Here is a 25,133-nt window from a genome sequence, read left to right on the forward strand (position 1 = left end):
CTCTTTATGTTTCGGGAGCTTGTGCATTTATTTGTTAATTTGGTCTCACATCCCCGAATAATTCGGTCCCCCGCCACCTTCCGGCGCGACCCACACAATGTTCTGATTCGGGTCCTTGATGTCGCATGTCTTGCAGTGCACGCAGTTCTGGGCGTTGATCTGGTACCTGGGCTCGTCCCCGTCCTCCAGCCATTCATAGACGCCCGCCGGACAGTAGCGCTGGCTGAGGCCCGCATAGACATCGTGCTCGGACGACTTCTGCAGCGCAAGGTCTTTCACCACGAGATGCGCGGGCTGGCCTTCCTCGTGGTTGGTGCTGGAGAGGAACACCGAGGACAGCTTGTCGAACGAGATCACGCCGTCCGGGCGGGGGTAGGGGATCTTGGCGTAGTCCTTGCCCGGCTTCGTCGCGGCGTAGTCGGGCTTGCCGTGGCTCAGCGTGCCGAACAGCGAGAAGCCGAACTGGTTCGTCCACATGTCGAGGCCGCCCAGCACGACGCCGAGGCGGGTGCCGAACCTCGACCACAGCGGCTTGACGTTGCGCACGGGTTTCAGATCCGCGCCGACCGGACTGTTACGCCAGGCGGCCTCGTAGGACGCGAGCTCGTCGTGGGAGCGGCCGGCCTTCAAGGCCTCGGCGAGGTGCTCGGCGGCCAGAATGCCGGTCAGCACCGCGTTGTGGCTGCCCTTGATGCGGGGCACGTTGACGAAGCCCGCGGCGCAGCCGACCAGCGCGCCGCCGGGGAAGGCGAGCTTCGGGACCGACTGGAAGCCGCCCTCGGTGATGGCGCGCGCGCCGTAGGACAGGCGTTTTCCGCCCTCGAGCGTCGGGCGCACCGCCTTGTGCTGCTTGAAGCGCTGGAACTCGTCGAACGGCGAGAGGAACGGGTTCTCGTAGTTGAGATGCACCACGAAGCCGATCGCGACGAGGTTGTCGCCGTAATGGTAGAGGAACGAGCCGCCGCCGGTCCGGTTGTCGAGCGGCCAGCCGAAGGAGTGCTGGACGAGGCCGGGCCTGTGCTTCTCGGGCGCGACCTGCCAGAGCTCCTTGAGGCCGAGGCCGTATTTCTGCGGGTCGCGGCCCTCGTGCAGCGCGAATTTCTGGATGAGCTGCTTCGAGAGCTGGCCGCGGGCGCCCTCCGCGAAGATCGTGTAGCGGCCGCGCAGCTCCATGCCGCGGGTGAAGTTCGGGCCGGGCTCGCCGTTCTTCTCGATCCCCATGTCGCCGGTCGCGACGCCGATCACGGCGCCGGCGTCGTCGTAGAGCACCTCGTTCGCGGCGAAGCCCGGATAGATCTCGACGCCGAGCGCCTCCGCGCGGGCGCCGAGCCAGCGCGTGACGTCGCCGAGCGACACGACGTAGTTGCCATGGTTCGACAGGATTTTCGGCATGCCGAAGCCGGGCAGGCGGACGGTTGCTTTCTCCGTGAGGTAGAGGAAGACGTCGTCCGTCACCGGGGTCTTGGCGAAGCCGTCCGGATCGTCGCGCCAGTCGGGGATCAGCCTGTCGAGGCCGATCGGGTCGATGACGGCGCCGGACAGGATGTGGGCGCCGACCTCCGAGCCCTTTTCGAGCACGACGATGGAGAGCGCGTCGTCGAGCTGCTTCAGGCGGATGGCGAGGCTGAGGCCCGCGGGGCCGGCGCCGACCACGACGACGTCGAAGTCCATCGCCTCGCGCTCGGGCAGCTCCGCCCCCGCCTGCTCCTGCCCAGCCGCCATCCCTAACGCTCCCTGCCCGAATCCGCCGTTCCCTTGAACGGTTCGCATTCGCTGCGGCGCAAAACTAGGGCGACGTTCGTCCGAGGGGACGTCACCAATTGCTGCGCCGGAGCGAATCCGGTTCGGGGGAAAGCCGCCGTTGCGTTCAGTGCGGGCGGCGCTCCTCGACGACGACGGTGTCGACAATGCCGGCCGGCTCGTAGAGCCAGCGCGCGATCACGCCCGCCAGCATCGCGCCGGCGATCGGCGCGAGCCAGAACAGCCAGAGCTGCGCGATGTGCTCGCCGCCGGCGAACAGAGCGGGGCCGGTCGAGCGCGCCGGGTTCACCGAGGTGTTGGTGACCGGGATGGTGATGAGGTGGATCAGCACCAGCGCGAAGCCGATCGGGATGCCGGCGAAGCCGGTCGCAGCCCCCTTGGAGGTCGTGCCGATGATGATGAACAGGAAGAAGAAGGTCGCGAGAACTTCCGTCAGCAGGCAGGCGGCGAGGCCGTACTTGCCGGGGCTGAGCTCGCCATAGCCGTTCGAGGCGAAGCCGCCCGGGACCCAGCCGGCCTGGCCCGAAGCGATCACGTAAAGCACCGCGGCGCCCAGGATCGCGCCCAGGACCTGCGCGACGATGTAGGGGACGACATGCTTGTTGGCGCAGCGGCCGGCCGACCACAGGCCGAGCGTCACCGCCGGGTTGAAGTGGCCGCCGGAGATGTGGCCGACCGCATAGGCCATGGTCAGCACAGTGAGGCCAAAGGCGAAGGCGACGCCGAGGAAGCCGATGCCGAGCGCAGGAAAGGCTGCGGCGAGCACCGCCGCCCCGCAGCCGCCGAAGGTCAGCCAGAAGGTGCCGAAGAATTCCGCGACCACGCGGCGCGTCAGGTCGTCGCCCATGCCCATTCCCCCTCGATGAGGCCGCCCCCCGGCGGATCCATTGATTGCGAGTTAGACCCCCCGACGCGTCGCAGTCGAGCGATCATCTCGTCGAATAAGGAGCGGGGATACAGCGCTTCGCCGCGACGCCAGACCAAAGCGGGGGCGCGCGGCCGCCGATTGGGCGCTATACCCGGCCTCGAAACCCGGAACGAAAATCCCAAGGGAGAACGCTCATGATGTCCACCATCGCAGTCCTGACGGCAGCGCTCGGCATGTCGTTCGCGATGGCCGCAGTCCCCGCGGCCGCTGCGGGGGCCGAAACGGTCACCACGGCGTCCGGCCTCAAATATCAGGACGTCAAGGTCGGCGACGGCGCGCCCGCCGTCCCGGGCCGCGGCGTCAGCGTCCACTACACCGGCTGGCTCTACGAGGACGGCAAGAAGGGCGCGAAGTTCGACTCTTCCGTCGACCGCGGCCAGCCCTTCACCTTCCGCCTCGGCGCCGGCAACGTCATCGCCGGCTGGGACGAGGGCGTCGCCGGCATGAAGATCGGCGGCAAGCGCACGTTGATCATCCCGCCGGAGCTCGGCTACGGCGCGCAGGGCGCCGGCGGCGTCATCCCGCCGAACGCCACGCTGATCTTCGACGTCGAGCTGCTCGGCGTGAAGTGAGTCCGGCGCCTCAGCGCTTCGAGAGCGCGCGGGCGCACAGGATGTCGATCACCGTGACGGCTGCGACCACGGCCACCGCCGCCGCAGCCGCTCTCCGCCGCGGGTTGCGACGGGAGAGCGCGGGGGCGAGCGCCGCCAGGTCCATGGCGTCGCCCGCGACCCGCGCCCAGACGAGAAAGGGGCGGGCGCGGCCGCGCTTCCAGTTGAGCAGGCCGGTGCCCGTCGCCATCTCGCGCATGCCGAGGCCTTTGAGGAAGGCGTGGTCCTGCCGCAGCCCGATCGAGCGGGCGAGCGCGCCGGGTTTCGCGAGTTCAAGCGCGGCGATCGCAAGCGACAACAGGCCGAGGCCGACAGTGATCCGTTCCGCTTCGTGCTCGGTCGGGACGGGAATGGCGGGCAGCGGCATCGGGCGTCTCCTCCGGACCGGTCCTCATGACGGGCCAGACGATGGTTTGGAGCGGGCCGTCTCCGTGTCCAGTCCGGCCGCGGGCGCCTGACGCGTGGACCGCGCGCCCTAGCTTTGCATCGACGAGGCGCCGTCCGCGCCCCTCATCCGGGAAAACGATGTCCGCACACGGTTCGACCTCCGTCATCTATGCGGCGCTCGCCGGCAACCTCGCGATCGCCGTCACCAAGTTCGGCGCCGCCGCCTATACCGGCTCGAGCGCCATGCTGTCGGAGGCGATCCACTCGCTGGTCGACACCGCCAATCAGGGGCTGCTGCTGCTCGGGATCAAGCGCGCGGCGCGGCCGGCGGATTCGAGCCACCCGTTCGGGCACGGCATCGAGATCTACTTCTGGGCGTTCGTCGTCGCGCTGCTGATCTTCGCGCTCGGCGGCGCCGTGTCGATCTACGAGGGAATCCACAAGCTCTCCGCCCCCGAGCCGATGGAGCGCGCCTGGGTCGCCTTCGTGGTGCTGGGCGCAAGCGTCGTCATCGAGGCGCTGTCATTCCGGGTGGCGTTCCGGGAGCTGCGTTCGGCCTATCCCGGCGTCTCGGCCTGGACCGCGATCCGCCGCAGCAAGGACCCGAGCGTGTTCGCAGTGCTGTGCGAGGACGCTGCGGCGCTGGGCGGCCTCGCGATCGCGCTCATCTGCGTCACGCTCTCCTACGTGCTCGACGAGCCTGCGTTCGACGCCGCCGGCTCGATCGCCATCGGCGTGCTGCTCGTCGTCACCGCGATCTTCCTGTCGCGGGAGACGCTGAGCCTGATCACGGGCGAGAGCGCCGCGCCCGAAACCCGGGCGGAGGTGCGGGAGATCCTCGCCCGAGATCCCCGCGTCGCTTCGGTGCAGGAGCTCCTCACCATGCATCTCGGGCCGCAGGAAATCCTGCTGGCAGCGACCCTCGACCTGAAGGACGACCTCACCGGCGCCGAGCTCGAACAGGCGGCGCGCGACCTCACCGAGCGGATCGAGGCCGCGCATCCCGAGATCACCCGGGTCTTCCTGCGGCCGGCGCTGCGGACCGGCGTCGTGCTTCCAGTCGGCGCGGGCGCCTCCGAGACGATTGCGGCGCCCGCTGGCGGCACAGCCTGACACGCCGGTCCCAGGCGCGGGCGCTGAGCGCGAGCCTTCCGCCTCACTGCACCGTCGCGCCGGCGTCCTGAACGCGGGCGGTCTCGGCGATCTGGTTGTTGAGCGACTGCAGCAGCGTGCGCATGAAGGGTCGCGCCTCCAGCCCGATGGTCAGGATTCCGCCGGTGTTCTCCGAGGTCTCGGACTTCGGCGCGGACAGCGCGGTCTCCCAGCCGAAGGTGTCGATCAGCGGATAGATCGTGTAGCCGAGCATCGGCACGCCGTCGGCCATCGCCTGCGCGCATTCGAGCAGCATCTGGGCGTGCCAGCGGGCGCCATAGGCGTAGAACGGCGTGCCGGTCTCGCCGATCATCATCGGCAGGCGATAGCGGTTGTAGTAGTCGACCAGCAGCGGGTAGAGGCCCCGCCGTTCGCCGGCCGCCATCTGCGCGGCGTAGAGTTGCGGCTGCGGGTCGAGCCAGGAGCCGCTGGCGCCGCGATCCTCGTTGTGGGCGTAGTAGTCGGCGGCGAACAGCGTGTCGGTTCCCATCGTCACGTGGAAGTCGCGCGCCAGCGCCTGGTGCAGCGCGCGAAGACCGGACACCAGCGCGACCAGCCGCGTCCGGTTGGCCTCGCGCTCCTCCTGGTCGTGGGGCCACAGCACGTAATGGCGAATCAGCCAGTCGAGAGAGGTGCGCGCGGCCGCCGTCTTCAGCCGGTCGAGCCGCGCCAGCGTCGCGAGCGGCTGGTCGGTCAGCGGCTTGAGATCGGACGTCATCAGCCAGTCCTGCCCGAGAATGAGGTCGCTAGGCAGGAAGCGCGTGAAGCGGTTGAACTCCGGCCGGCCCGGTTTGAACACCGCGCCCTCGGTGTGCATGAAGAGGACGCGCCGGCCGGTCTTGCGCATCTCGGCCTCGATCGCGACGCGCGCCTTCACGGCGGCGGTCGCGATCGCGAAGGCGCGCTCGACGTAATAGAAGCCGTGCCTCGGATCGCCCCAGCCTGGGAAGGCGCCGTTCCACATCTCACTGTTGAAGCCGACCGTCGTCTCCGGTTCGTTGATCAGCGTGACGGCCCTGATCTTGTCGCCGTAGCGCGCGAACGCCTCGGCGGCGAAGCGGGCGAAATAGTCAGGCCACTCCGGGTGGAGGTAGTAGCTCGCCTCGTTCAGCGTCGTCCCGTCGTCGGCGACTGAGCGGAACCGGTCCTCGACGCCGAAATGATGCAGGTCGAGGCTTAGGTTGAGGCCGGCCGCGGCGAAATCGGCGACCAGCGCGTCGTGCTCCTTCCAGGTCGATGCGTCCTCGAGGTCGATCTCGTGGTTCGACAGGCCGATCCGGACATTGGTGAGGCCCAGAGCCTGCAGTTCCGAGACGACCTTAGCGCGCTGTTCGGGATCGAACAGTCCCTGGTCGCGCAGCGAGTTCCAGCGGTAGCCTTCGTTGCGCGTCAGCGGGTTGCCGGTTTCGATTCCGGTCCACAGCAGGGTTGACGGGGCGTTGGCGCCGATCGCCGCGCGATAGGCGGCGACCGTCCGGTCGCTGCGCGCCTGCTCGGCCGCCGTCAGCCGCCTGACCATGGCGCCGCCGATGGCGAGCGGGACGGGCTCGTCGTAATTGGCGTCCGCCGGGCTCGCCGCCGCGTCGCTCGCCCGGATCTCGATCGACTTCTGCGCGGCCCAGTCGCTGAGCCACGTCTGCTGGGCGAGCGCGGAGGCCGGGCGAAGAGCTCCGAGAAGACAAAGGGCAGCCAGCCCGACTGCGAATCGACGCGCCAATCATCCCCCTTCTCGCATCTGCGAGATTCGTCGTGTGAGCGACGACGATGGCAGTCGGGAGTCCGCGGCGAAAGCCGTGTCACGCGGTTGTGCGCGGTATTGAGGTGAGGTGTGACGCAAACGCGCCGCTGCGTTTCGCCGCCGCCGCGGCCGGCCGCCGGCGTCGCCGGACCGAGCTGCGCAAACGCAGGCCGCGCGAGCCCTGCGACGTCACGGCCGGCTCCCTAATTCCGCCGGGCTTGTGGCGTGGGGTGCGCCGGTTCATCTTGCGCGCTCACGCGCGACGCGTCGCGGTCCGCATGGCGGCGCAGCCCGGAGGCACCTAGACACGTGACCCTTATCGATCGACGCATCGCGTCTCTCGCCCTCGCGGCCGCGGTCTTCGCGGCGTCTCCGGCCGTCGCCAATTCCGGATCGGACGCCGAGGTCGCGGCGGCGCGCACCTCGCTCGCTGGCAACTACCTCGCCGGCCGCGCGGCCGGCTCGCAGCGCGACGCCGCCGCCGCGGCCGCCTATTTCCGCGCGGCGCTCAAGGAAGATCCGCGCAACGCCGAGCTTCTGGAGCGCACCTTCCTGCTGACGCTGGTCGAGGGCGACATGGACGGGGCGATGCGGCTCGCCGAGCGCGTCGTCTCGAACGACCCGTCCAACCGCATGGCGCAGCTCGCGCTCGCGGCGCGCGCGGTCAGGTCCCACAATTACGCCAGCGCCCGCAAACACCTGGCGCGAGGGGCCAAGGGCCCGCTCGCCGACCTCACCGCCAACCTGCTGACCGGCTGGACCTGGATCGGCTCGGAGAAGACGGCGAAGGCGCTCGAATCGGTCGACAAGCTGCAGGGCGCCGACTTCTTCGGCACCTTCCGCGACTACCACGCCGCGCTGATGGCAGACCTCGGCGGCCGTCGGGAGGAGGCATCGAGGCGTTTCGCGGCGGCGCTCTCCGGCGACGGCGCGGCGCTGCGGATCGTGCAGGCGGCGGCGATCTTCCGCGCCCGCAACGGCGACCGGGACGGCGCGCTGAAGCTGCTCTCGGATTTCGAGAAGACGGCGCCGCGGCATCCGCTGATGCGCGAGACGCGCACGGAGATCGAGCAGGGCCGCGAGGTCCGCAGGACGGTGACCGACGTCAGCGACGGCGTCGCCGAGGTGCTCTATGGCATCGGCGGCGCGCTCGGCCGCCAGGGCGGCGAGGACCTGTCGCTCGTCTACCTGAAGCTCGCCCTCTACATCGAGCCGACGCACCCGATGGCGCTCGTCACCATCGCCGACCTCTACGACCAGCTGAACCAGTTCCAGGACGCGATCGATTCCTACGCCAAGGTGCCGGACAGCTCGCCGCTGAAGCGCAACGCCGACATCCAGAGCGCGATGGACCTCGACCGGCTCGACAAGACCGACGAGGCCAAGGCGACGCTCTCCAAGCTGATCGCGGCCGACCCGACCGACCAGGAGGCGATCGTCGCGCTCGGCAACATCGAGCGCGGCCGGGAGCAGTTCAAGGAAGCGGCCGAGACCTATTCGCGCGCGATCGCGCTGGTCGAGGCGCCGCCCTCCCAGACCGGCGCGACGCCGGCGAAGGCGGCCGAGCCCACCGCCTACGTCGTGAAGTCGGGCGAGTCGCTCGCCGACATCGCCCAGGACGTCTACGGCGACCGCAACCGCTGGCGGGATCTCGCGGCCTTCAACCGCACGCCCGAGGCCGAACGCGCCAATGGCGGCCCGCTGCCGAAATCGAACGGGGTGAAGGCCGGCCAGAAGCTGTTGCTGCCGCCGAAGGCCATGACCGGCGACGAGGCGGTCGAGAAGGCGCCGCCGAGCGCGCTTGCAAATGGCGCGAAGCCGACGGGCGAGGGCGCCCCGGCCGCCGGCTCCTCGCCGCAGCCCGACCCGAACAACTGGTCGCTCTATTACGTCCGCGGCATCGCCTATGAGCGGTCGAGCGAGTGGGCGAAGTCCGAGGGCGACCTCAAGAAGGCTATGGAGCTGTCGCCCGACCAGCCGCTCGTGATGAACTATCTCGGCTATTCCTGGATCGATCAGGGGATCAACCTCGACGAGGGCATGAAGCTCATCAAGCGGGCGGTCGAGCTGAAGCCGGACGACGGCTACATCGTCGACAGCCTGGGCTGGGCCTATTTCCGCCTCGGCAAGCTCGACGACGCGGTTCGCGAACTCGAGCGCGCGGTCGAGCTCAGGCCGCAGGACCCGGTGATGAACGATCATCTCGGCGACGCTTACTGGCGCGTCGGCCGCAAGCTCGAGGCCCGCTTCCAGTGGAGCCACGCGAAGGACCTGAAGCCGGACGAGAAGGATCTTCCGAAGATCGAGGCCAAGCTGAAGGACGGCCTGCCCGACGAGAAGAAGACCGACGCGGCCGAAATGCCCGACAAGAAGAACGGCGGCTGAGACCGCAGTTCGCTTGCCCACGCGCTGGCGGGGAGGGCGTCGCGCTCTGACGCGTCCCTTCGCCCTTATGCGCCGGCGCCGGCGATGCTAAGTCGCGCGGATGCTGCTCCGCGCGCGCGCCCCCGCCAAGGTCAACCTCACGCTGCACGTGCTCGGGCGGCGCGCCGACGGGTTCCATGAGCTCGACAGTCTCGTCGCCTTCGCGGGCTGCGCGGCCGACGCGCTGACGCTGGAGACGGGACGCGCGCTCGCGCTCGGCGCCGTCGACGGCCCGTTCGCTGCGGCCGCGGGCCCGGACGGCGACAATCTCGTGCTGAAGGCTGCGCGCGCGGCGCAGGAGCGCATCGAGGGACTGACCCTCGGCCGGTTCTCGCTGACGAAGCGCATCCCGGTGGCGGCGGGCCTTGGCGGCGGTTCGGCGGACGCTGGCGCCGCGCTGCGGCTGATCGCGGAAGCGAACGGGCTTCGCCCGGACGATCCGAGGCTGGTCGAGGCGGCGGAGGCGACGGGTTCTGACGTCGCGGTCTGTCTCGTCTCGCGCGCGGCGATGATGCGCGGCCGCGGCGAGAGCGTGACGCCGGTCGCGATGGCGCCGGTCGCGGCGGTGCTCGCGAACCCGCTGAAGCCGCTCTCGACCGTGGCGGTCTATAAGGCGCTGAAACTCGCCGCCGGCGAAGCGTTCGACGGCGCGCCGTCTCCGGTTCCGGCGGAGGGCGGCGTCGACGGAGCGCTCGGCGCCGTGGCGCGCGGCCGCAACGATCTCGAGCCGCCCGCTTGCGCCTTCGAGCCGGCGGTGAGGGTGGGGATCAGCGCGCTCGGGGCGAGTGAAGGCTGCCGGCTCGCCCGCATGTCGGGCTCGGGCGCCACCGTCTTCGGCCTGTTCGACGATCTGCGCGCCGCCCGCCGCGCGTCGCGGGCTCTCGCAGCCGCGCTGCCCGGCTGGTGGCTGCGGCCGACGACCTTGCGCTGAGGGGAGACCGAATGACCGCCGCCATCTATGTCGCCGCGGCGCTCGCCGAGATCGCCGGCTGCTTCGCCTTCTGGGCCGTGCTGCGGCAGGGCGCGTCCGGGCTCTGGCTGATCGCGGGCTGCGCCTCGCTGCTTGTCTTCGCCTGGCTGCTCACCCGCGTCGACGTGGACGCCGCGGGCCGCGCCTACGCCGCCTATGGCGGAGTCTACGTCGCGGCCTCGCTCGGCTGGCTCTGGGCGGTGGAGGGCGTCAGGCCCGACCGCTGGGACCTCGCCGGCTCCGCGCTGTGCGTGGCGGGCGCCGCTGTCGTGCTGTTCGGTCCGCGGGGGTAAGCCTCGCAACCATGTCGAGAAAGTTGGGGCGCCCATAACCGAAAATTAGCGGCGGCGCGCTTTGCTGCTCGCGGACGACCGCGAGAGGAAGCCGCGCCATGATCGACAAGCCGCCCGGGGCGTTCGAGCTCGCGAAGGAGGCGTTCTCAGGCGCGGCCGCGGCCGCCCGCGCCATGCCCGCTCTCTTCCTTGTTTCATTTCTGCTGTTCGCGGCCGCATCCTGGTTCACTGAGCGGAGTCAGCCCGCCGATCCGAAGGACGCGCTCGCGGTCGCCTCGCTTCTTCCAGTCGTCGTCTTCGGGGCCATCGTCAGTTCGGTTCTCGCGGTCGCCGTTCACAGGTTTTACCTGCTTTCGGAGCGCAACGGGCTCATGTCTCTGCTGGAGCGACACAGCAGGACGGTCGCCGAGTTCATGGTGACGATGCTGGCGTTCAACTTCATCCTCATCATCACCATGCAGATATTGCGTCTGGGAGACGTCGAGCGGCCTCTGACGGTCCTCATCGCGTTTCTGCTGTTCGTCGTCGTGTGCCTCGTATTCCTCTACGGAATGCTCCGTCTCTCGCTGATTTTTCCGGCGATCGCGGTCGAGACGCCTGGACGAAGCCTTGCAAGCGCCTATCGCGCCGGGCGCGGATTGGTCTGGAGGCAGATTTGCGCCGGCGCTCTTCTCGCGGTTCCGCTCTTCGTCCTGCCTCTGGCCGCTCGGCTCGCCCTGGCCGGTTCGCCCGCGGGCGCTGTGGCGGCCGCGCTCGTGAGAGGTGCGGCGACGTTGGCCCTCACGGCGGTCTTCGTGGTCCTAGCGTCCCGCCTGTTCGTCTGGCGACAGGAGCGCTGGAACGGCACGGACGCATTCCGGATCGGAGCGACCTGAGGGCCGCCGCCCCTCGATCGGACGTCGGCGGACTTCAGTGCGCGCGGGCCGTCACGAACCCGACCACGTCCAGCAGCGCGCGGGTCTCCGGGCGGTCCTGGAACAGGCCGAGCGCGTCGCGGGCGATGGCGCCGTAGTGGCGCGCGCGGGCGAGGGTGTCCTCGATCGCGCCGTGCCTGACCAGCAGCCGGATCGCCTCGGTGAGGTCCGAATCCTCGATCTCTCCGTCCTCCAGCGCGCGCTTCCAGAACACGCGCTCGTCGGCTGAGCCGCGGCGATAGGCGAGCACCACGGGGAGCGTGATCTTCCCCTCGCGGAAATCGTCGCCGACCTTCTTGCCGAGATTGGCTTCGCGGCCGCCATAGTCGAGCGCGTCGTCGACGAGCTGGAAGGCTACGCCGAGATTCATCCCGTAGGAGCGGGCGGCGGCCTGCTCGGCCTTCGGCCGGCCGGCGATCACCGGGCCGACCTCGCAGGCGGCGGCGAACAGTTCGGCGGTCTTGCCGCGGACCACCGCGAGATAGTCGTCCTCGGTCGTCGTGGTGTTCTTCGCGGCGGAGAGCTGCATCACCTCGCCCTCCGCGATCACGGCGGCGGCTTCGGAGAGGATGCGCAGCGCCTCGAGCGAGCCGACCTCGACCATCATCTTGAAGGCCTGGCCGAGCAGGAAGTCGCCCACCAGCACGCTGGCCTCGTTGCCCCAGAGCATGCGGGCGGCGAGCTTGCCCCGGCGCATCTCCGAACCGTCGACCACGTCGTCGTGCAGCAGGGTGGCGGTGTGCATGAACTCGACGGCGGCGGCGAGCTTGACGTCGCCGTCGCCGGAATAGCCGCACAGCGCCGCGGTCGCGAGGGTGAGCATCGGCCGGAGCCGCTTGCCTCCGGACGAGATCAGGTGGTTCGCGACCTCCGGAATCATCGCCACGTCCGATCCCGTGCGCGACAGAATGAACGCGTTGACGCGCTCCATGCCGGGCGCGACGAGCTGCGCCAGCGGCTCGATGCCTGCCAGTTCACCCGCGCCCGAGCGGTCCTCCAACGGTACGACGACGCCCAAGGTCGCGAAGCTCCTATCCATTTCGAGACAGGCGCGGACCGTATCCAGACCCCTTTTGGCGGGCAAGCCGTAAAACGCCCGGCGCTCTCAGCCGACCCCGAGCGCGCCGCGCGCCGCGAGCAGTTTCTCGGAGGCGATCAGCAGCAGGACCAGAGCGACGACGAGCGCGGTGAGTTCGGTTCGCATGGGCGGCGGGCTCCGGCGCCGACGACGCGCCGGCGGGGACAGTGATCGCCGCGGCGGCTGGCTGAAGTTGGGCGCGGGCGTGGCGTTTTCCGTCTAATAGGTAAACGCCCGTAAACACGCGGCGGCGGAGCTGAAAAATGGCCGGCGAGCGCGCCGTTGCCGCGCGCTGCTCCGCGGCCCATTGTGACGGGGGAGTCTCCGTGAAAGGCGTCAGTTCTTGCAAGAAATCCTGCGCTGCAACGATCCGGTCCTGCTGTCCTTCGTCCGCGCCACGCTGACGCAGGAGGGCGTCGAGCATGTGGTGTTCGACGGCAATATGAGCGTGCTCGAAGGCTCGCTCGGCGTTCTCGCAGCGCGCGTGCTGGTCCACGAGGACGACGCCCCGCGGGCGCGCCGCGTGCTGAGCGAGAGCGGCCTCTCCCACGAGTTGCGCCCCGAGGCGCCGTGACGGCCGACCTCACCGACGACCTCTTCTTCGGCGGCCGGCTGCGCCTGCTGCAGCCGCGCCGCGGTCACCGCGCAGGCAGCGACGCGGCCTTGCTGATCGCGGCCGCGCGTTCGCGGCTCGGCGAGGGACTCTCAGTGGCGGACCTCGGCGCCGCGACCGGGGCGGTCGGCCTGTCGCTCGCGCTCGCAGGCGCCGGCCGCGTCGCCCTAATCGAGATCGATCCGGGGCTTGCGGTCGTCGCAGAGGAGAACGTGGCGCGGAACGGTCTTCGCGACCGCGTCGTCGTGGCCGCCTGCGACGTCGCAGCCGCCGGCGCCCGGAGCGGGCCGCCGTCGATCGCCGCCGGGGCGTTCGGCCTCGTGGTCGCAAATCCGCCCTTCGACGCGGTCGTCCGCTTCCGCGCTTCCCCCGATCCGGCGAAGGCGCTGGCGCACGCCGCGCCCGAGACGCTGATCGACGACTGGTCGAAGGCGGCGGCGCGCCTGCTCAAGCCGGGCGGCTCGCTGGTGATGATCCACCGGCCCGAAGCGCTGGACCGGCTGCTTCGGGCGGTCGGTCCGCGCTTCGGGGACGTACGGGTCCTTCCGATCCACCGCGACGCCGCGTCGCCCGCGTCGCGCATCCTTATCGCTGCGCGCAAGGGCCGCCGCGGCGCGCTCGCGCTGCTGCCGGGGCTGGTTCTCCACGGCGAAGACGGCGCCTTCACGCCACGCGCCGACGCCGCCCAGCGCGGGGACGTCGTGCTGGCGATGGGATAGGGCCGTCGCAAACAGAAAGGGCGCCCCCGACGGGAGCGCCCTCGATCGGCGTCATGAACGCCGCGCGCTCAGTAGTACCGCCGGCGGCAGTCTTCACGGGTGCGGGTGACGTAGCGATAGCCGTTCCAGAAGCGGGTGGTCACCAGGCGACATGCGGGCCGGTAGGCCGGGCGGTAATAGCCATAGGGCCGCGGACGATACCGCGGCGCGTAATAGCCGTAGGGCCGAGGCCGATAGTAGCCCCCTCCGTAATAGGGGCGATGCCGGTAGTATCCGCCATAGCCGCCGCCGGCGTCGACATAGATCCCAGCCGATGCGGGCGCGGGGGCGGCCGCGAAACCGCCGGCGGCGAGAGTTGCGGCGAGAGCCAGATTGCGAAACATGACTTCCTCCTCGAACAGTGATGACGCTCGACGACGGTTCTTCCGCCCGTCGCCCGAGGCCCCGCCCGCGCCTCTTCACGGTGACACGGCGTACGGCTTGGCTCCATGCGTACGAAAGTTGCGCTGAACTGGTCGTGAGATCGTCATTCAACGGCGGTTCATCGCGGCGGTTCGGCTCATTGTGGCGGCGTCGCGCGGCCCTATCTTAGGTCGCCATGAGCACATCGTTTTCCGACCGTCTCCGTCGTTTCGCCGCTCCCATGCTGCCCGAGCGCATGCGCGGGGAACGCCCCGTGGTTCCGGTCGTGCGCCTGTCCGGCGCAATCGGGATGGGCGGCCCCTTGAGGCCCGCGCTGACGATGGCGTCCGTCGCCGCCTCGCTGGAAAAGGCGTTCGCGACGCCGGGGGCGAAGGAGGTCGCGCTCGTCATCAATTCGCCCGGCGGCTCGCCCGTGCAGGCCCATTTGATCTTCCTGCGCATCCGTGCGCTGGCGGAGGAGAAGGAGATCGGCGTCGCCGCCTTCGTCGAGGACCTTGCGGCGTCCGGCGGCTACATGATCGCCTGCGCGGCCGACGAGATCGTGGCCGACCCCTCGTCGATCGTCGGCTCGATCGGCGTGGTCTCCTCCGGCTTCGGCTTCGACCGCGCGATCGAGCGGCTTGGCGTCGACCGGCGGCTCTACACCTCGGGCGAGAACAAGGCGATCCTCGACCCGTTCAGCCCCGAGAAACCGGACGACGTCGAGCGGCTGAAGGAGCTGCAGCGCGAGGTCCACGAGCAGTTCATCGCGCTGGTGAAGGACCGTCGCGGCGCTGCGCTGTCGGGCCATCCCGACCTGTTCACCGGCGCGTTCTGGACCGGCGCCTCGGCGCTCGGCCTCGGCCTCGTCGACCGCGTTGGCGACCTGCGCTCCACGATGCGCGAGCGCTGGGGCGACAAGGTCGAGCTCCGGGCGATCACGCCCAAGACCTCGTTGCTGAAGCGCCTGACGGGCCGGGGCGACGGCGGCGTCGCCGCCGGGCTCGCCGAAGAGGCGATCGCCGCCGTCGAGGCGCGCTCGCTCTGGAGCCGCTACGGGCTTTGATCGACCGCCGCACGGCCGCCAAGATCGCGGGCGACGTTCGCGCCTCTCACCGCCTCACCGGAGCCCGACGCGGATGCCGCCCTTCCTCCTGATCGCAGCCGCAGCCGCGGGTGCCCTGTTCGGAGCCAAGGCGCTGAAGCGCGAATGGCTGCGCGTGAACCGCGAGCTCGAACGCACCGAGCGCGAGCAAGCCGGTGACGCCGAGCCGCGCCCGACGTTGAAGCACGACAAGACGACGGGCGAGTGGCGGCCGCAGTAGGGTGACGCGTGTCCCGGCCGAAGAGCCGGGATCCGGAGCCGTCGCCGGTCAGAAGGATCCGGATCGGCCGACAGTCTCGTCTTCGACCGCTGCGGGTCTGAGGGCCGCCTCGTCGGCCGGGACGCGGCTCCGCCTTGACCCCCCACCGGCCCGCAACTAGCGTCCGCGCGCTTCTTCCGACCCCGGACGCGACATCTCCATGACCTACGATCCGATGGCCCCCGAGAACTCGTTCCAGGGGCTGATCCTCACGCTCCAGCGCTACTGGGCGGAGCAGGGCTGCGTCATCCTGCAGCCCTATGACATGGAGGTCGGGGCAGGCACCTTCCATCCTGCGACCACGCTCCGCGCGCTTGGGCCGCGACCCTGGAAGGCGGCCTATGTGCAGCCCTCGCGGCGCCCGAAGGACGGGCGCTACGGCGAGAACCCCAACCGCTTCCAGCATTATTACCAGTTCCAGGTGATCCTGAAGCCGTCGCCTGACAACCTGCAGGAGCTTTACCTCGACAGCCTGAAGGCGATCGGCCTCGACCCGACCGTCCACGACGTGCGCTTCGTGGAGGATGATTGGGAGAGCCCCACGCTCGGCGCCTGGGGCCTGGGCTGGGAGTGCTGGTGCGACGGCATGGAGGTCAGCCAGTTCACCTATTTCCAGCAGGTCGCGGGCGTCGACTGCAATCCGGTCTCCGGCGAACTGACCTATGGGCTGGAGCGGCTCGCGATGTACATCCAGGGCGTCGATCGCGGCTTCGACCTCAACTTCAACGGCCGCCAAGGGGCGGAGAAGATCACCTATGGCGACGTGTTCCGGCAGGCTGAGCAGGAATATTCCCGCTTCAACTTCGAGCACGCCGACGTCGAGCTGCTGAAGCGCCATTTCCGCGACGCCGAGCAGGAGTGCCAGGCGCTGCTGACCGCCGGCGACAAGGACGGCCGCCACGAGATGGCGATGCCGGCCTACGACCAGGCGATCAAGGCGAGCCACGCCTTCAACCTGCTCGACGCCCGCGGCGTGATCTCGGTCACCGAGCGCCAGAGCTACATCCTGCGCGTGCGCGAACTCGCCAAGGGCTGCGGCGCCGCCTGGCTGAAGACCGAAGCGGGCGGCGCGGTCGCCGCATGATTGCCTCCGCACGACCGACGCCCGGCCTCACCCTCACTTTCAGCCCCCGCCTGCTTCGGCGAGGGGAATAGAGCGCGTCATGCCCGATTTCCTGCTCGAACTGTTCTCCGAAGAGATTCCCGCCCGCATGCAGGCGAAGGCGGCGGATGATCTGCGGAGGCTCGTCACCGACGCGCTCGTCGAGCGCGGGCTGACTTACGAGGGCGCCAAGGCGTTCGCGACGCCGCGACGGCTCGCTCTGGTCGTCGGCGGGCTCGCCGCCCGCCAGCCGGACCGGCACGAGGAGCGAAAAGGCCCGCGCGTCGGCGCGCCGGAGAAGGCGCTGGAAGGGTTCCTGAAGGCGGCCGGCCTCGCCTCGATCGACGACGCGGTCGTCCAGTCAGATCCCAAGGGCGACTTCTATGTCGCGCGCATCCACAAGCACGGCCGCGCGACGACCGAGGTGATCGCCGACGTCATGCCGGACATCGTGCGCGGCTTCCCCTGGCCGAAATCGATGCGCTGGGGCTCGGGCTCGCTCCGCTGGGTGCGGCCGCTGCACGCGATCGTCGCGACCTTCGCCGCGCCGCAGGAGGAGGCGGAGGTCATCCGCTTCGAGATCGACGGGATCGTCTCCGGCGACGTCACCCGCGGCCACCGCCTGCACGCGCCGGGCGAGATCCGCGTCAAGCGCTTCGATGACTATGTCGACAGCCTGCAGAAGGCGCATGTCGTGCTCGACGCGGAGCGCCGCCGCGACATCATCCGCGCCGACGCCCGCACGCTGGCGCAGGCGCAGAATCTCGAGCTGGTCGAGGACGCGGCGCTGATCGACGAGGTCGCAGGCCTCGTCGAATGGCCGGTCGTGCTGATGGGCTCGTTCGAGCCGGAGTTCCTGGAGGTTCCGGACGAGGCGATCCGCGCCACCATCCGCGCCAATCAGAAGTGCTTCGTGCTCAGCGACCCTGCGACGGGCCGGCTCGCGAACCGCTTCATCCTCACCGCCAACCTCGACGCCGCCGACGGCGGCGCGGCGGTGATCCACGGCAACGAGCGCGTGGTGCGGGCGCGGCTGTCGGACGCCCGGTTCTTCTGGGAGACCGACAAGAAGATCCGGCTCGAGGATCGGCTCGAGAAGCTGAAGTCGATCACCTTCCACGAGAAGCTCGGCACGCAATACGAGCGGGTCGACCGCATCGCGCGGCTCGCGAAGGAGCTTGCGCCGCTGGTCGGCGCCGATCCGCAGAAGGCCGAGACCGCCGCCCGGCTCGCCAAGACCGATCTCGTCACCGAGATGGTCGGCGAGTTCCCCGAGCTTCAGGGCCTGATGGGCCGCTACTACGCCGCCGCCGAAGGGCTCGATCCCGAGATCGCAGCCGCGATCGAGGAGCACTACAAGCCGCAGGGGCCGTCCGACCGCGTCCCCACCGCGCCGGTCTCGATCGCGGTGGCGCTCGCCGACAAGATCGACACGCTGGTCGGCTTCTGGGCGATCGACGAGAAGCCGACGGGCAGCAAAGACCCGTACGCGCTGCGGCGGGCGGCGCTCGGCGTGGTTCGGATCGTGCTGGAGAACGGGCTGCGGTTACCTATCCTAAAAATATTAATTCTTGCCTTAGTCAATTATATTTACCAAGGTTATCCTGATATTGACGAGCAGCATTTTGAAAATCTCGAATTTCTTAATCGAATAGAACTTATAAAAAATATACAAGCCGCCGTAACGAGCGAAATGCGCAGCCCTACAATAATGCAGGGTGCTGAACGTTTTAGCCTTCGTAAGGGGGGCAATGCATTAGTTAACTTGATATATTTTATGGCCGACCGCCTGAAGGTCCAACTCCGCGAGCAGGGCGCGCGGCATGATTTGGTCGACGCGGTGTTCGGATCGAGTGCACCCTCTGCCCTTGAGGGAGAGGGTAAGGTGAGGGGTGATGGCGGCGGTTCGTCCGGACAGGGCGCAGCCCCCACCCCCGAACCCTCCCCGCAAGGGGGAGGGGAGAGCGCCCCCGCATCCGGCGCCCGACAAAACGACGACCTCGTGCTCGTGGTCCGCCGGGTCGAGGCGCTGGCGAAGCTGCTTGCGACCGAGGACGGCGAGAACCTGCTCGCGGGCTACAAGCGGGCGGCGAACATCCTGAAGGCGGAAGAGAAGAAGGACGGGGCAGGGGCGTTCGAGGGCGCTCTGGACCCGGCCCTGCTGTCCGATCCCGCCGAGATCGCCCTGTCGGGCGCGCTCGACGTCGCGGAGCCTGCGGCGGCGGACGCCGTGGCGCGCGAGGACTTCGCTGCCGCGACGTCGGCGCTTGGCGCCCTTCGCCCCCAGGTCGACGCGTTCTTCGACCAGATCATGGTCAACGCGCCCGATCCGGCGCTCCGTGCGAACCGGCTGAAGCTGCTTGCGCGGCTTCGGCGCGCGACGCGCGCTGTCGCCGATTTCGATCGCATCGCCGGCTGAGCCGAGCGTCAGGCCGTCGCGAAGCGAAAGCGTTCGCGGCGCGCGGCCGGCGCCGGATAGTCCAGCGGCTTCGCGAGCTGCGCCTCGGCGAAGCTGCGATACAGCGCTCGCTCCTCGAATGTGGCGGCCTCGGCCCTGCTGCGATCTTGCAGGCCGGGACGCCACGAGCGTTCGGGATGATCGCGTCGGAACAGGTTCATCGCCAGCGCTTCGGCCCGGTCCGTCCTTATCTCCATGCCCATCGGACTTCCTCATGACGATCGATAACGGTCAGCGCGGGAAGGAGTTCTGGCCGGCTCCCGCCAAGTCTAAAGGGGGTTAACGTAGTCCTGCTACAGCCTATTCTCGCGCCTCGATCTTGCGTCTGTCTTAAGTCTACCCGGATTTCATAAACGCCAATGATCCGAAGAGGGCGCTGAAGCGTTAAACGCGCGTGACCGTCCGCTTGTGCGCGGTTTTAGGATGTCCGTGCCGTGAAATTCCCCCTGGCGGCCCCCCCTTCGGCAGCGGTGCTCGTCGAGCTCGTCGGATTGCTCTATTCGGCCGCCGTTCCGATCGTGCTCATCGGCGCGGCCCTGACGTCCGTTGGTGTGTTCGCGATGACGATCGACGACGACGGAATCGTCGCGGCGCTGACCTATTCGAGCATCGTCATCACCGGCGCGCGGCTGCTGCTGGTCATTCTGTACCGGCGGCGCGCAGCGCGGCTCGCCCTCACCGTGGAAGAAGCGAGGCGATGGGAGCAGGCGTATGGCGCGGCGTGCATCGTGGCGGCGCTCTGCGTCGGCGGATTTGGCGCGCGTTTCACGCTGCTTGAGTCCTCCACGCTTCAAACCATGGGGGTCGCTCTCCTGTTCGCCTATTGCGCGGGACAGGTCACGCGCGTCTGCATCCGACCCTGGATCTGCGTCCCGACCCTCATAGCGGCGGCCCTTCCCGTCATCGTCGCGCTGGCGTGGCGCGGGGGAACCGACGCGTTCGCCCTCGCTGCTTTCCTTCTGTTCTTCCTGTTCGCGAGCTTCGAGACCGTCGCCTACGGTCATCGCACAGCGCTGACCCTGATCCTCGCCAAGCAGCAATTGGCGGCGCTGGCGCGGCGTGATCCGCTGACCGGATTGGAGAACCGCGCCGCGCTCAGGGAGACGATCGCCGCCGCCGCGCTCGGACTGGAGGGGACCGGCGAGTCGCTTGCGGTCCACTGCCTCGATCTGGACCGGTTCAAGGAGATCAACGACCAGCACGGGCATCCGCTCGGAGACGCCCTTCTCAAGGCGGTCGCCGCGCGATTGACCGGCGCGATCCGTGCGCAAGACACTGTGATACGCCTCGGCGGGGACGAGTTCGTCGTCGTGCAGGCCGGCGGCGTCGATCCGACCTCCGCAGAGATGCTCGCCCGCCGGATCCTCCAGTCGATCGGCGCCCCCTTCGCCATCGATGGCGTCGAACTCTGCGTCGGCGTCAGCATCGGCATCGCGCTCGCGCCGAAGGACGGCTCGACCATGGATGCGCTGATGGCGCGGGCGGATCAGGCGCTCTACGTCGCGAAGGCGAAGGGGCGCAACAGCTTCCGCTTCTTCGATCCGAACGACGGGCTTGCCGCGAACGACGCCATCGTCGCGGCCTGGCGAGCTCGCAAGGAGACGGCGTGACGGAAGCGGCGGCCTACTCGGCCGCCTCGCGCTCCGGCTCGTCCTCGAGGAAGCCGCCGGACTGCCGCCGCCAGAGCGAGGCGTAGAGGCCGTCGCGCGAGATCAGATCGGCGTGGCCTCCTTCCTCTGCGATCCGGCCCTTCTCGAGCACCACCAGCCGGTCCATCCGCGCGATCGTCGAGAGCCGGTGGGCGACGGCGATCACGGTCTTGCCCGCCATCAGCGCTCCGAGGCTGGCCTGGATCGCGGCCTCGACCTCGCTGTCGAGCGCGCTCGTCGCCTCGTCGAGCACGAGGATCGGCGCGTCCTTCAGGATCACGCGGGCGATCGCGATGCGCTGGCGCTGCCCGCCGGAGAGCTTGACGCCGCGTTCGCCGACATGGGCGTCGTAGCCCGTGCGGCCGTTCAGGTCCGTGAGGCCGAGGATGAACTCGTGCGCCTCGGCCTTCTTCGCGGCCGCCACGATCTCGGCGTCGGTCGCGTCCGGCTTGCCGTAGGCGATGTTGTCTCGGATCGAGCGGTGCAGCAGCGAGGTGTCCTGCGTCACCACCGAGATCTGCGCGCGCAGGGATTCCTGCGTGGCGTCCGCGATGTCGGCGCCGTCGATCAGGATGCGGCCGGAGGCTGTGTCGAAGAAGCGCAACAGCAGGTTGGCGAGCGTCGACTTGCCCGCGCCGGAGCGGCCGACGAGGCCGATCTTCTCGCCCGGGCGGATGTGCAGCGAGAAGTCGTCGATCACGGTCTTCGCCTGTCCATAGCCGAAGCTCACATGATCGAAACGGATGTCGCCGCGCGAGACCTCGAGCGGCCTCGCGCCGTCGCCGTCGAGCAGCTGGAGCGGCCGCGCGATGGTGCCGAGGCCCTCCTGCACGACGCCGACGTTCTCGAAGATCGCCGACACCTGGAAGGCGACCCAGCCGGACATCGACACGACCTGCCATGACAGCGGCACCGCCATCGCGACCGCGCCGACCTCGATCGAGCGGCCGGAAGCGAGCGCGATCGCGGCCACCGTGATGGCCGAGACGAGCAGCGCGTTCAGCAGCTGCAGCGTCACCGCGAACATCGTGACCAGCCGGAACTGGCCCTTGAAGCGATCCATCAGCACGTCCATCGCGCCGCCGACATAGGTGTCCTCGTCGCGTGCGCGCGCGAACAGCTTGACCGTCAGGATGTTGGTGTAGGTGTCGACGATGCGTCCGGTGAGCTGCGAGCGCGCCTCAGAGGCCAGCCGCGAGCGGTCGCGCATGCGCGGCACGAACCACCAGAGCAGCGCGGCGTAACCGACGAACCAGACGGCGAGCGGGATCGCGAGCCGGGCGTCGGCGTGGCCGAGCAGCAGCAGGGCGCTCGTGCCGTAGATCGCGATGTACCAGATCGCCTCGACCGTCTGGACCACGCTCTCGCGCAGGGCGGGCCCGGTCTGCATCACCTTGTTCGCGATGCGGCCGGCGAAGTCGTTCTGGAAGAACCCCCAGGACTGGCGGACGACGTGGTAATGCGCCTGCCAGCGCACGAGGTTGGAGAAACCCGGTCCGATCGCCTGGTTCGCGATCAGTCCGCGGGCGAACAGCACCGCGGGCCGGAACACCAGCAGCACGCCGACGAGGCCCGCGATGACCGGCCAGCCCTCGGCGAGCAGCCGCTCGGGCGGCGTGTCGCTGACGAGGGTCACGATGCGGCCGACGAAATAGGGCACCGAGGCGTCGCCGAGGGCGAGCAGCAGGCCGGCGCCGAGCAGTCCGGCGAACAGCGCCTTCGCCTGCCTGAGGAAGTGCCAGTAGAAGGCGATCAGTCCGGACGGCGGCTCCGGCCGCTCCGGCGTCGCAGTCGGATCGATGAGGTTTTCGAAGAAGCGGAACATGCGGCCGTTATATGGGAGCAGGCCCGCGCGCGCCTAACGTGGCGCCGAAAAGGCCGCAGCCCGCGTCATCCCGCCTTGAACAGGTCGGCCACCACGTCCTCGCCGATCGCGAAGGCGGCGCTTGCGCCGGCGCCTGCGCCTGCGATCACCACGCGGACGTTGTCCTCAGGCGCTTCGACGAACAGCGGGCGGTCGACGGAGAATGCGTAGGTGCCGGTCCAGCGCGACAGGATCTGTTTCGGCCGCTTGCCGAACACGGCCGCCAGCTCCTCGAGAATCAGATCGTCGATCGCCTGGGACTGGAACGGGTCGGGCGTCGCCTCGAGCGTCCGGCTGGAGCCGACGACGAGCGAGCCGTCGGCCGACTGCGACGCCAGCATCACCACGCCGTGCTGGATGTGCTCGGGCTGCTCCGCCTCGAGCCTCGCGCGCAGCGCCTCGACGCCGTCGAGGCCCTCGAGCCCGGGCATGCGCGGCACCGACAAGTCGGTCGCGACGGCGCCGGGCAGCTCAAAGCCTTCCTCGTAGCGCACGCGCAGCATCTGCGATTTCGCCCGCGTCAGTCCGGCCGCGGCGAGGCGCTCGCCATAGAGCGTGCGGAAATCGTCGCCGGGGCAGACCACCACGGCCTGCGCCGAGACCGGCCCGCGCGAGGTCCGCAGCACATCGCCCTCGATCGCCGTCACCGCGGTCTCCCAGCGGAACGCGACGTCGTGGGTGTCCTCGAGCCACGCGGCGATCTTCGGCAGCGCGGACTTCGCCTCGACGCGGATCTCGTCCGGGCTCCAGAACACGCCGGCGATGTCGCCCCTGAACTGGGGGAACAGCGCGTGGGCGTCGTCGGGTCGGTAGAAGGCGCAGCCGGGAGCGGGCTCGGTCGCGGCGTAGGCCTCGAGCGCGGTCGCAGCCTCCGCGCGACGGGCGACGATCGACAGGCCCTCATGTTCGATCCTGAGGCCGGCCTGAGAACATACCTCGGCCCAGACGTCGCGCGAGCGCTTCGCCCGCCGGGTCGCTCCGCCGGCGGCGTGGCCGGCCACCGTGACGAGGCCGGACATCCTGACGGACGCGCCGTTCGCGCGCGCATCGCGCTCGAACACGACGACGCGCCGTCCGCTCCGCGCCGCCGCCAAGGCATGCGCGAGTCCCAGAATGCCGCCGCCGACGACTGCGAGATCGTAGTTTTCCGTCATGTCCGCCTCAGTGAAGTCGGCGGACGCTGGCCAGAAGTGGCGGCCTGCGTCAATACGCGGGCGCACTGCGGCAGTGGAGCGAATGTCCCGGGGCGGACCCCCTTCAGGCGCGCCCTTCGGCCCAGCGCTCGCGCTTGCGGTAGATCGTCGAGGGGCTGATCTCGAGAGCGGCCGCCGCCCGCGCGGTGTTGCCGCCATAGGCCGCGACCGCCGTCTCGATGATCCGCCGCTCCTGGATCCAGAACGGCTCGATCGCACCGCCGGCCGCTGCGACGGGAGACGCCGCGCGCGCGCCGGAGAAGTCCGGCGGCAGCATGTCGAGCGTCACCTCGTCGCCGTCGCCGAGCACCACTGCGCGGCGGATGACGTTCTGCAGCTCGCGGACGTTGCCGGGCCACGGATAGCTCAGGAAGCGCTCGACCACGGCGGGTGAGAGCCTCGGCGTCGGCCGGCCTTCCTCCCCCGCGAAGCGTTCAAGAAAGGTGTGAGCCAGCGCGATCACGTCGTCGCCGCGCTCTCGCAGCGGCGGCGTCCGGATCGGCAGGACGTGGAGGCGGTAGAACAGGTCCTGCCGGAATCGGCCGGCTGCGACCTCGGCGAGCGGGTCGCGATGGGTCGCGCACACGACGCGGACGTCGGCATGTCTCGGTCGCGCCTCGCCGACCCGGCGGTACTCGCCGGTCTGCAGCACGCGCAGCAGCTTCGCCTGGAGACCAAGCTCCATCTCGCCGATCTCGTCGAGGAACAGCGTGCCGCCGCCCGCGACCTCGACCGCGCCCGGCCGGTCCTCGGTCGCGCCGGTGAACGCGCCGCGGACATGGCCGAAGACCTCGCTCTCCATCAGCTCGCGTGGGATCGCCCCGCAATTGAGCGCGACCAGAGCTTTGCCCGCGCGGCCCGAACGGGCGTGGATCGCCTCGGCGCAGAGTTCCTTGCCCGAACCGCTCTCGCCCGTGACGAACACCGCGGCGCGCGACGGCGCGATGCGCGCGATCTCGGCGTAGAGCGCGCGCATCGGCTGCGACTGGCCGACGAAGCCGCCGAAGTCGCCGCTTCCGGAGACCGGCGCGGGGCCGCCGCTCGGGCTCTTGCTCGCCTTGGCCCTCCCTTCGCCGAAGCGGGGCGCGAGACGGCGGGCGAGCGAATCCGGCGAATAAGGCTTGAGGACGAAATCGATCGCGCCCCGGCGCATCGCCTCGACCGCTAGCGCGACCGAACCGGAGCCGCTGGTCGCGACCACGACGAGGCCGCGGTCGACGAAGCGCTCCACCAGCGCCAGCGCCTCCCGCCCGGGAATGTCGATGATCGCGATCTCGGCGTCGTGGCCCACATCCCCAGCGATCGCAGCATTCGGGGCGATGGTCGTCAGGACCTCGCCCCCCGCCGTGGCGATCGCCGTCGTCGCGACCCGCACCGACGCGGGATCGGCGTCGATCAGCAGGACGCGCGTCCGCGCCGCGACGCGGGAGGCCTGAAGGTCCGAGATCTGCGTGTTCGGCATAGGGCGGCTCGCCTCGGGCCGCCGCGGCGTCGAGCCGCGTCTGGCCGACCG

General features: G+C 69.6%; 23 protein-coding genes. 13 read left to right on the forward strand and 10 right to left on the reverse strand.

The features are described from left to right. Window positions 1-45: 45 nt before the first annotated feature. Together PKE75_RS06585 and aqpZ are read right to left on the reverse strand one after the other, a co-directional pair. Window positions 46-1,722 carry an electron transfer flavoprotein-ubiquinone oxidoreductase gene (locus PKE75_RS06585; protein ID WP_271167918.1) on the reverse strand — a complete coding sequence of 559 codons (1,677 nt, stop codon included), beginning with the start codon at window positions 1,720-1,722 and terminating at the stop codon, window positions 46-48. Between the two features lie 145 nt (window positions 1,723-1,867). Further along, entirely contained in the window at window positions 1,868-2,608 is a 741-nt protein-coding gene (gene aqpZ, locus PKE75_RS06590; protein WP_271167919.1) for an aquaporin Z, read from the reverse strand. 215 nt (window positions 2,609-2,823) lie between these two features. On the opposite strand from aqpZ, the gene PKE75_RS06595 reads away from it, so the two are divergent. Next, window positions 2,824-3,261 (forward strand): FKBP-type peptidyl-prolyl cis-trans isomerase, encoded by a 438-nt coding sequence (locus PKE75_RS06595; RefSeq protein WP_428979115.1) that lies wholly within the window; start codon window positions 2,824-2,826, stop codon window positions 3,259-3,261. Window positions 3,262-3,271: 10 nt separating this feature from the next. Here the strand turns inward: PKE75_RS06595 and PKE75_RS06600 are convergent, their stop codons facing one another. Continuing rightward, window positions 3,272-3,667 carry a hypothetical protein gene (locus PKE75_RS06600; protein ID WP_271167921.1) on the reverse strand — a complete coding sequence of 132 codons (396 nt, stop codon included), beginning with the start codon at window positions 3,665-3,667 and terminating at the stop codon, window positions 3,272-3,274. Window positions 3,668-3,825: 158 nt separating this feature from the next. Here PKE75_RS06600 and PKE75_RS06605 point away from each other — a divergent pair, with 158 nt between their 5' ends. Then, window positions 3,826-4,800 (forward strand): cation diffusion facilitator family transporter, encoded by a 975-nt coding sequence (locus tag PKE75_RS06605; protein WP_271167922.1) that lies wholly within the window; start codon window positions 3,826-3,828, stop codon window positions 4,798-4,800. A 43-nt stretch (window positions 4,801-4,843) separates the two neighbouring features. On the opposite strand, the gene PKE75_RS06610 is transcribed toward PKE75_RS06605, so the two are convergent. After that, the gene (locus PKE75_RS06610) at window positions 4,844-6,556 is read right to left on the reverse strand and encodes a hypothetical protein (RefSeq protein WP_271167923.1); all 1,713 of its coding nucleotides are present in this window, start codon (window positions 6,554-6,556) and stop codon (window positions 4,844-4,846) included. A 330-nt stretch (window positions 6,557-6,886) separates the two neighbouring features. Here PKE75_RS06610 and PKE75_RS06615 point away from each other — a divergent pair, with 330 nt between their 5' ends. The 4 genes from PKE75_RS06615 (at window position 6,887) to PKE75_RS06630 (ending at window position 11,139) form a co-directional block, all read left to right on the forward strand. Beyond that, window positions 6,887-8,962: a tetratricopeptide repeat protein gene (locus PKE75_RS06615; protein WP_271167924.1), complete on the forward strand. Its 2,076-nt coding sequence runs from the start codon at window positions 6,887-6,889 to the stop codon at window positions 8,960-8,962. A 100-nt stretch (window positions 8,963-9,062) separates the two neighbouring features. Further along, window positions 9,063-9,932 carry a 4-(cytidine 5'-diphospho)-2-C-methyl-D-erythritol kinase gene (locus PKE75_RS06620; RefSeq protein WP_271167925.1) on the forward strand — a complete coding sequence of 290 codons (870 nt, stop codon included), beginning with the start codon at window positions 9,063-9,065 and terminating at the stop codon, window positions 9,930-9,932. Between the two features lie 11 nt (window positions 9,933-9,943). Further along, a complete protein-coding gene (locus PKE75_RS06625; RefSeq protein ID WP_271167926.1) occupies window positions 9,944-10,264 on the forward strand; it encodes a YnfA family protein in 321 nt (106 codons plus the stop codon). 98 nt (window positions 10,265-10,362) lie between these two features. Continuing rightward, window positions 10,363-11,139, forward strand: a complete 777-nt coding sequence (locus PKE75_RS06630; protein WP_271167927.1) for a hypothetical protein — start codon at window positions 10,363-10,365, stop codon at window positions 11,137-11,139. A gap of 34 nt (window positions 11,140-11,173) precedes the next feature. On the opposite strand, the gene PKE75_RS06635 is transcribed toward PKE75_RS06630, so the two are convergent. Further along, window positions 11,174-12,196 (reverse strand): polyprenyl synthetase family protein, encoded by a 1,023-nt coding sequence (locus PKE75_RS06635; protein WP_271167928.1) that lies wholly within the window; start codon window positions 12,194-12,196, stop codon window positions 11,174-11,176. 403 nt (window positions 12,197-12,599) lie between these two features. Here PKE75_RS06635 and PKE75_RS06640 point away from each other — a divergent pair, with 403 nt between their 5' ends. Further along, window positions 12,600-12,830: a putative signal transducing protein gene (locus tag PKE75_RS06640; RefSeq protein WP_271167929.1), complete on the forward strand. Its 231-nt coding sequence runs from the start codon at window positions 12,600-12,602 to the stop codon at window positions 12,828-12,830. Continuing rightward, the gene (locus PKE75_RS06645; RefSeq protein ID WP_271167930.1) at window positions 12,827-13,588 is read left to right on the forward strand and encodes a tRNA1(Val) (adenine(37)-N6)-methyltransferase; all 762 of its coding nucleotides are present in this window, start codon (window positions 12,827-12,829) and stop codon (window positions 13,586-13,588) included. The genes PKE75_RS06640 and PKE75_RS06645 overlap by 4 nt, the downstream gene beginning before the upstream one ends. Window positions 13,589-13,656: 68 nt before the next feature. Here the strand turns inward: PKE75_RS06645 and PKE75_RS06650 are convergent, their stop codons facing one another. Beyond that, on the reverse strand, window positions 13,657-13,971 hold the full coding sequence (locus tag PKE75_RS06650; protein WP_271167931.1) for a hypothetical protein: 315 nt from the start codon (window positions 13,969-13,971) through the stop codon (window positions 13,657-13,659). Window positions 13,972-14,186: 215 nt separating this feature from the next. Here PKE75_RS06650 and PKE75_RS06655 point away from each other — a divergent pair, with 215 nt between their 5' ends. From PKE75_RS06655 to glyS, 4 genes are all read left to right on the forward strand, one after another. Further along, window positions 14,187-15,056: a S49 family peptidase gene (locus PKE75_RS06655; protein ID WP_271167932.1), complete on the forward strand. Its 870-nt coding sequence runs from the start codon at window positions 14,187-14,189 to the stop codon at window positions 15,054-15,056. A 73-nt stretch (window positions 15,057-15,129) separates the two neighbouring features. Further along, the gene (locus tag PKE75_RS06660; protein ID WP_271167933.1) at window positions 15,130-15,315 is read left to right on the forward strand and encodes a hypothetical protein; all 186 of its coding nucleotides are present in this window, start codon (window positions 15,130-15,132) and stop codon (window positions 15,313-15,315) included. A 214-nt stretch (window positions 15,316-15,529) separates the two neighbouring features. Beyond that, on the forward strand, window positions 15,530-16,438 hold the full coding sequence (locus tag PKE75_RS06665) for a glycine--tRNA ligase subunit alpha (RefSeq protein ID WP_428979128.1): 909 nt from the start codon (window positions 15,530-15,532) through the stop codon (window positions 16,436-16,438). Window positions 16,439-16,517: 79 nt separating this feature from the next. Next, on the forward strand, window positions 16,518-18,875 hold the full coding sequence (gene glyS, locus PKE75_RS06670) for a glycine--tRNA ligase subunit beta (RefSeq protein ID WP_271167935.1): 2,358 nt from the start codon (window positions 16,518-16,520) through the stop codon (window positions 18,873-18,875). An 8-nt stretch (window positions 18,876-18,883) separates the two neighbouring features. Here glyS and PKE75_RS06675 read toward each other — a convergent pair whose 3' ends face one another. Beyond that, window positions 18,884-19,111 (reverse strand): hypothetical protein, encoded by a 228-nt coding sequence (locus tag PKE75_RS06675; protein ID WP_271167936.1) that lies wholly within the window; start codon window positions 19,109-19,111, stop codon window positions 18,884-18,886. A gap of 237 nt (window positions 19,112-19,348) precedes the next feature. Here PKE75_RS06675 and PKE75_RS06680 point away from each other — a divergent pair, with 237 nt between their 5' ends. Continuing rightward, the gene (locus tag PKE75_RS06680) at window positions 19,349-20,524 is read left to right on the forward strand and encodes a GGDEF domain-containing protein (protein WP_271167937.1); all 1,176 of its coding nucleotides are present in this window, start codon (window positions 19,349-19,351) and stop codon (window positions 20,522-20,524) included. Window positions 20,525-20,537: 13 nt separating this feature from the next. Here the strand turns inward: PKE75_RS06680 and PKE75_RS06685 are convergent, their stop codons facing one another. The 3 genes from PKE75_RS06685 to PKE75_RS06695 form a co-directional block, all read right to left on the reverse strand. Continuing rightward, entirely contained in the window at window positions 20,538-22,388 is a 1,851-nt protein-coding gene (locus PKE75_RS06685) for an ABC transporter ATP-binding protein (RefSeq protein WP_271167938.1), read from the reverse strand. A gap of 65 nt (window positions 22,389-22,453) precedes the next feature. After that, on the reverse strand, window positions 22,454-23,581 hold the full coding sequence (locus PKE75_RS06690) for a TIGR03364 family FAD-dependent oxidoreductase (RefSeq protein WP_271167939.1): 1,128 nt from the start codon (window positions 23,579-23,581) through the stop codon (window positions 22,454-22,456). Between the two features lie 103 nt (window positions 23,582-23,684). Continuing rightward, window positions 23,685-25,082 carry a sigma-54-dependent transcriptional regulator gene (locus PKE75_RS06695; RefSeq protein WP_271167940.1) on the reverse strand — a complete coding sequence of 466 codons (1,398 nt, stop codon included), beginning with the start codon at window positions 25,080-25,082 and terminating at the stop codon, window positions 23,685-23,687. Window positions 25,083-25,133: the final 51 nt, after the last annotated feature.

This window comes from Hansschlegelia plantiphila, assembly GCF_027922265.1.
Classification (GTDB): Bacteria; Pseudomonadota; Alphaproteobacteria; order Rhizobiales; family Methylopilaceae; genus Methylopila; species Methylopila plantiphila.

Excerpts from the sequence above, each read along its gene's own strand:
- PKE75_RS06585 (WP_271167918.1), bottom strand. The coding sequence starts at position 1,722 with ATGGCGGCTGGGCAGGAGCAGGCGGGGGCGGAGCTGCCCGAGCGCGAG.
- PKE75_RS06595 (WP_428979115.1), top strand. The coding sequence starts at position 2,824 with ATGATGTCCACCATCGCAGTCCTGACGGCAGCGCTCGGCATGTCGTTC.
- aqpZ (WP_271167919.1), bottom strand. The coding sequence starts at position 2,608 with ATGGGCGACGACCTGACGCGCCGCGTGGTCGCGGAATTCTTCGGCACC.
- PKE75_RS06630 (WP_271167927.1), top strand. The coding sequence starts at position 10,363 with ATGATCGACAAGCCGCCCGGGGCGTTCGAGCTCGCGAAGGAGGCGTTC.
- glyS (WP_271167935.1), top strand. The coding sequence starts at position 16,518 with ATGCCCGATTTCCTGCTCGAACTGTTCTCCGAAGAGATTCCCGCCCGC.
- PKE75_RS06665 (WP_428979128.1), top strand. The coding sequence starts at position 15,530 with ATGGCCCCCGAGAACTCGTTCCAGGGGCTGATCCTCACGCTCCAGCGC.
- PKE75_RS06675 (WP_271167936.1), bottom strand. The coding sequence starts at position 19,111 with ATGGAGATAAGGACGGACCGGGCCGAAGCGCTGGCGATGAACCTGTTC.
- PKE75_RS06650 (WP_271167931.1), bottom strand. The coding sequence starts at position 13,971 with ATGTTTCGCAATCTGGCTCTCGCCGCAACTCTCGCCGCCGGCGGTTTC.
- PKE75_RS06605 (WP_271167922.1), top strand. The coding sequence starts at position 3,826 with ATGTCCGCACACGGTTCGACCTCCGTCATCTATGCGGCGCTCGCCGGC.
- PKE75_RS06695 (WP_271167940.1), bottom strand. The coding sequence starts at position 25,082 with ATGCCGAACACGCAGATCTCGGACCTTCAGGCCTCCCGCGTCGCGGCG.
- PKE75_RS06655 (WP_271167932.1), top strand. The coding sequence starts at position 14,187 with ATGAGCACATCGTTTTCCGACCGTCTCCGTCGTTTCGCCGCTCCCATG.
- PKE75_RS06690 (WP_271167939.1), bottom strand. The coding sequence starts at position 23,581 with ATGACGGAAAACTACGATCTCGCAGTCGTCGGCGGCGGCATTCTGGGA.
- PKE75_RS06685 (WP_271167938.1), bottom strand. The coding sequence starts at position 22,388 with ATGTTCCGCTTCTTCGAAAACCTCATCGATCCGACTGCGACGCCGGAG.
- PKE75_RS06620 (WP_271167925.1), top strand. The coding sequence starts at position 9,063 with ATGCTGCTCCGCGCGCGCGCCCCCGCCAAGGTCAACCTCACGCTGCAC.
- PKE75_RS06660 (WP_271167933.1), top strand. The coding sequence starts at position 15,130 with ATGCCGCCCTTCCTCCTGATCGCAGCCGCAGCCGCGGGTGCCCTGTTC.
- PKE75_RS06625 (WP_271167926.1), top strand. The coding sequence starts at position 9,944 with ATGACCGCCGCCATCTATGTCGCCGCGGCGCTCGCCGAGATCGCCGGC.
- PKE75_RS06600 (WP_271167921.1), bottom strand. The coding sequence starts at position 3,667 with ATGCCGCTGCCCGCCATTCCCGTCCCGACCGAGCACGAAGCGGAACGG.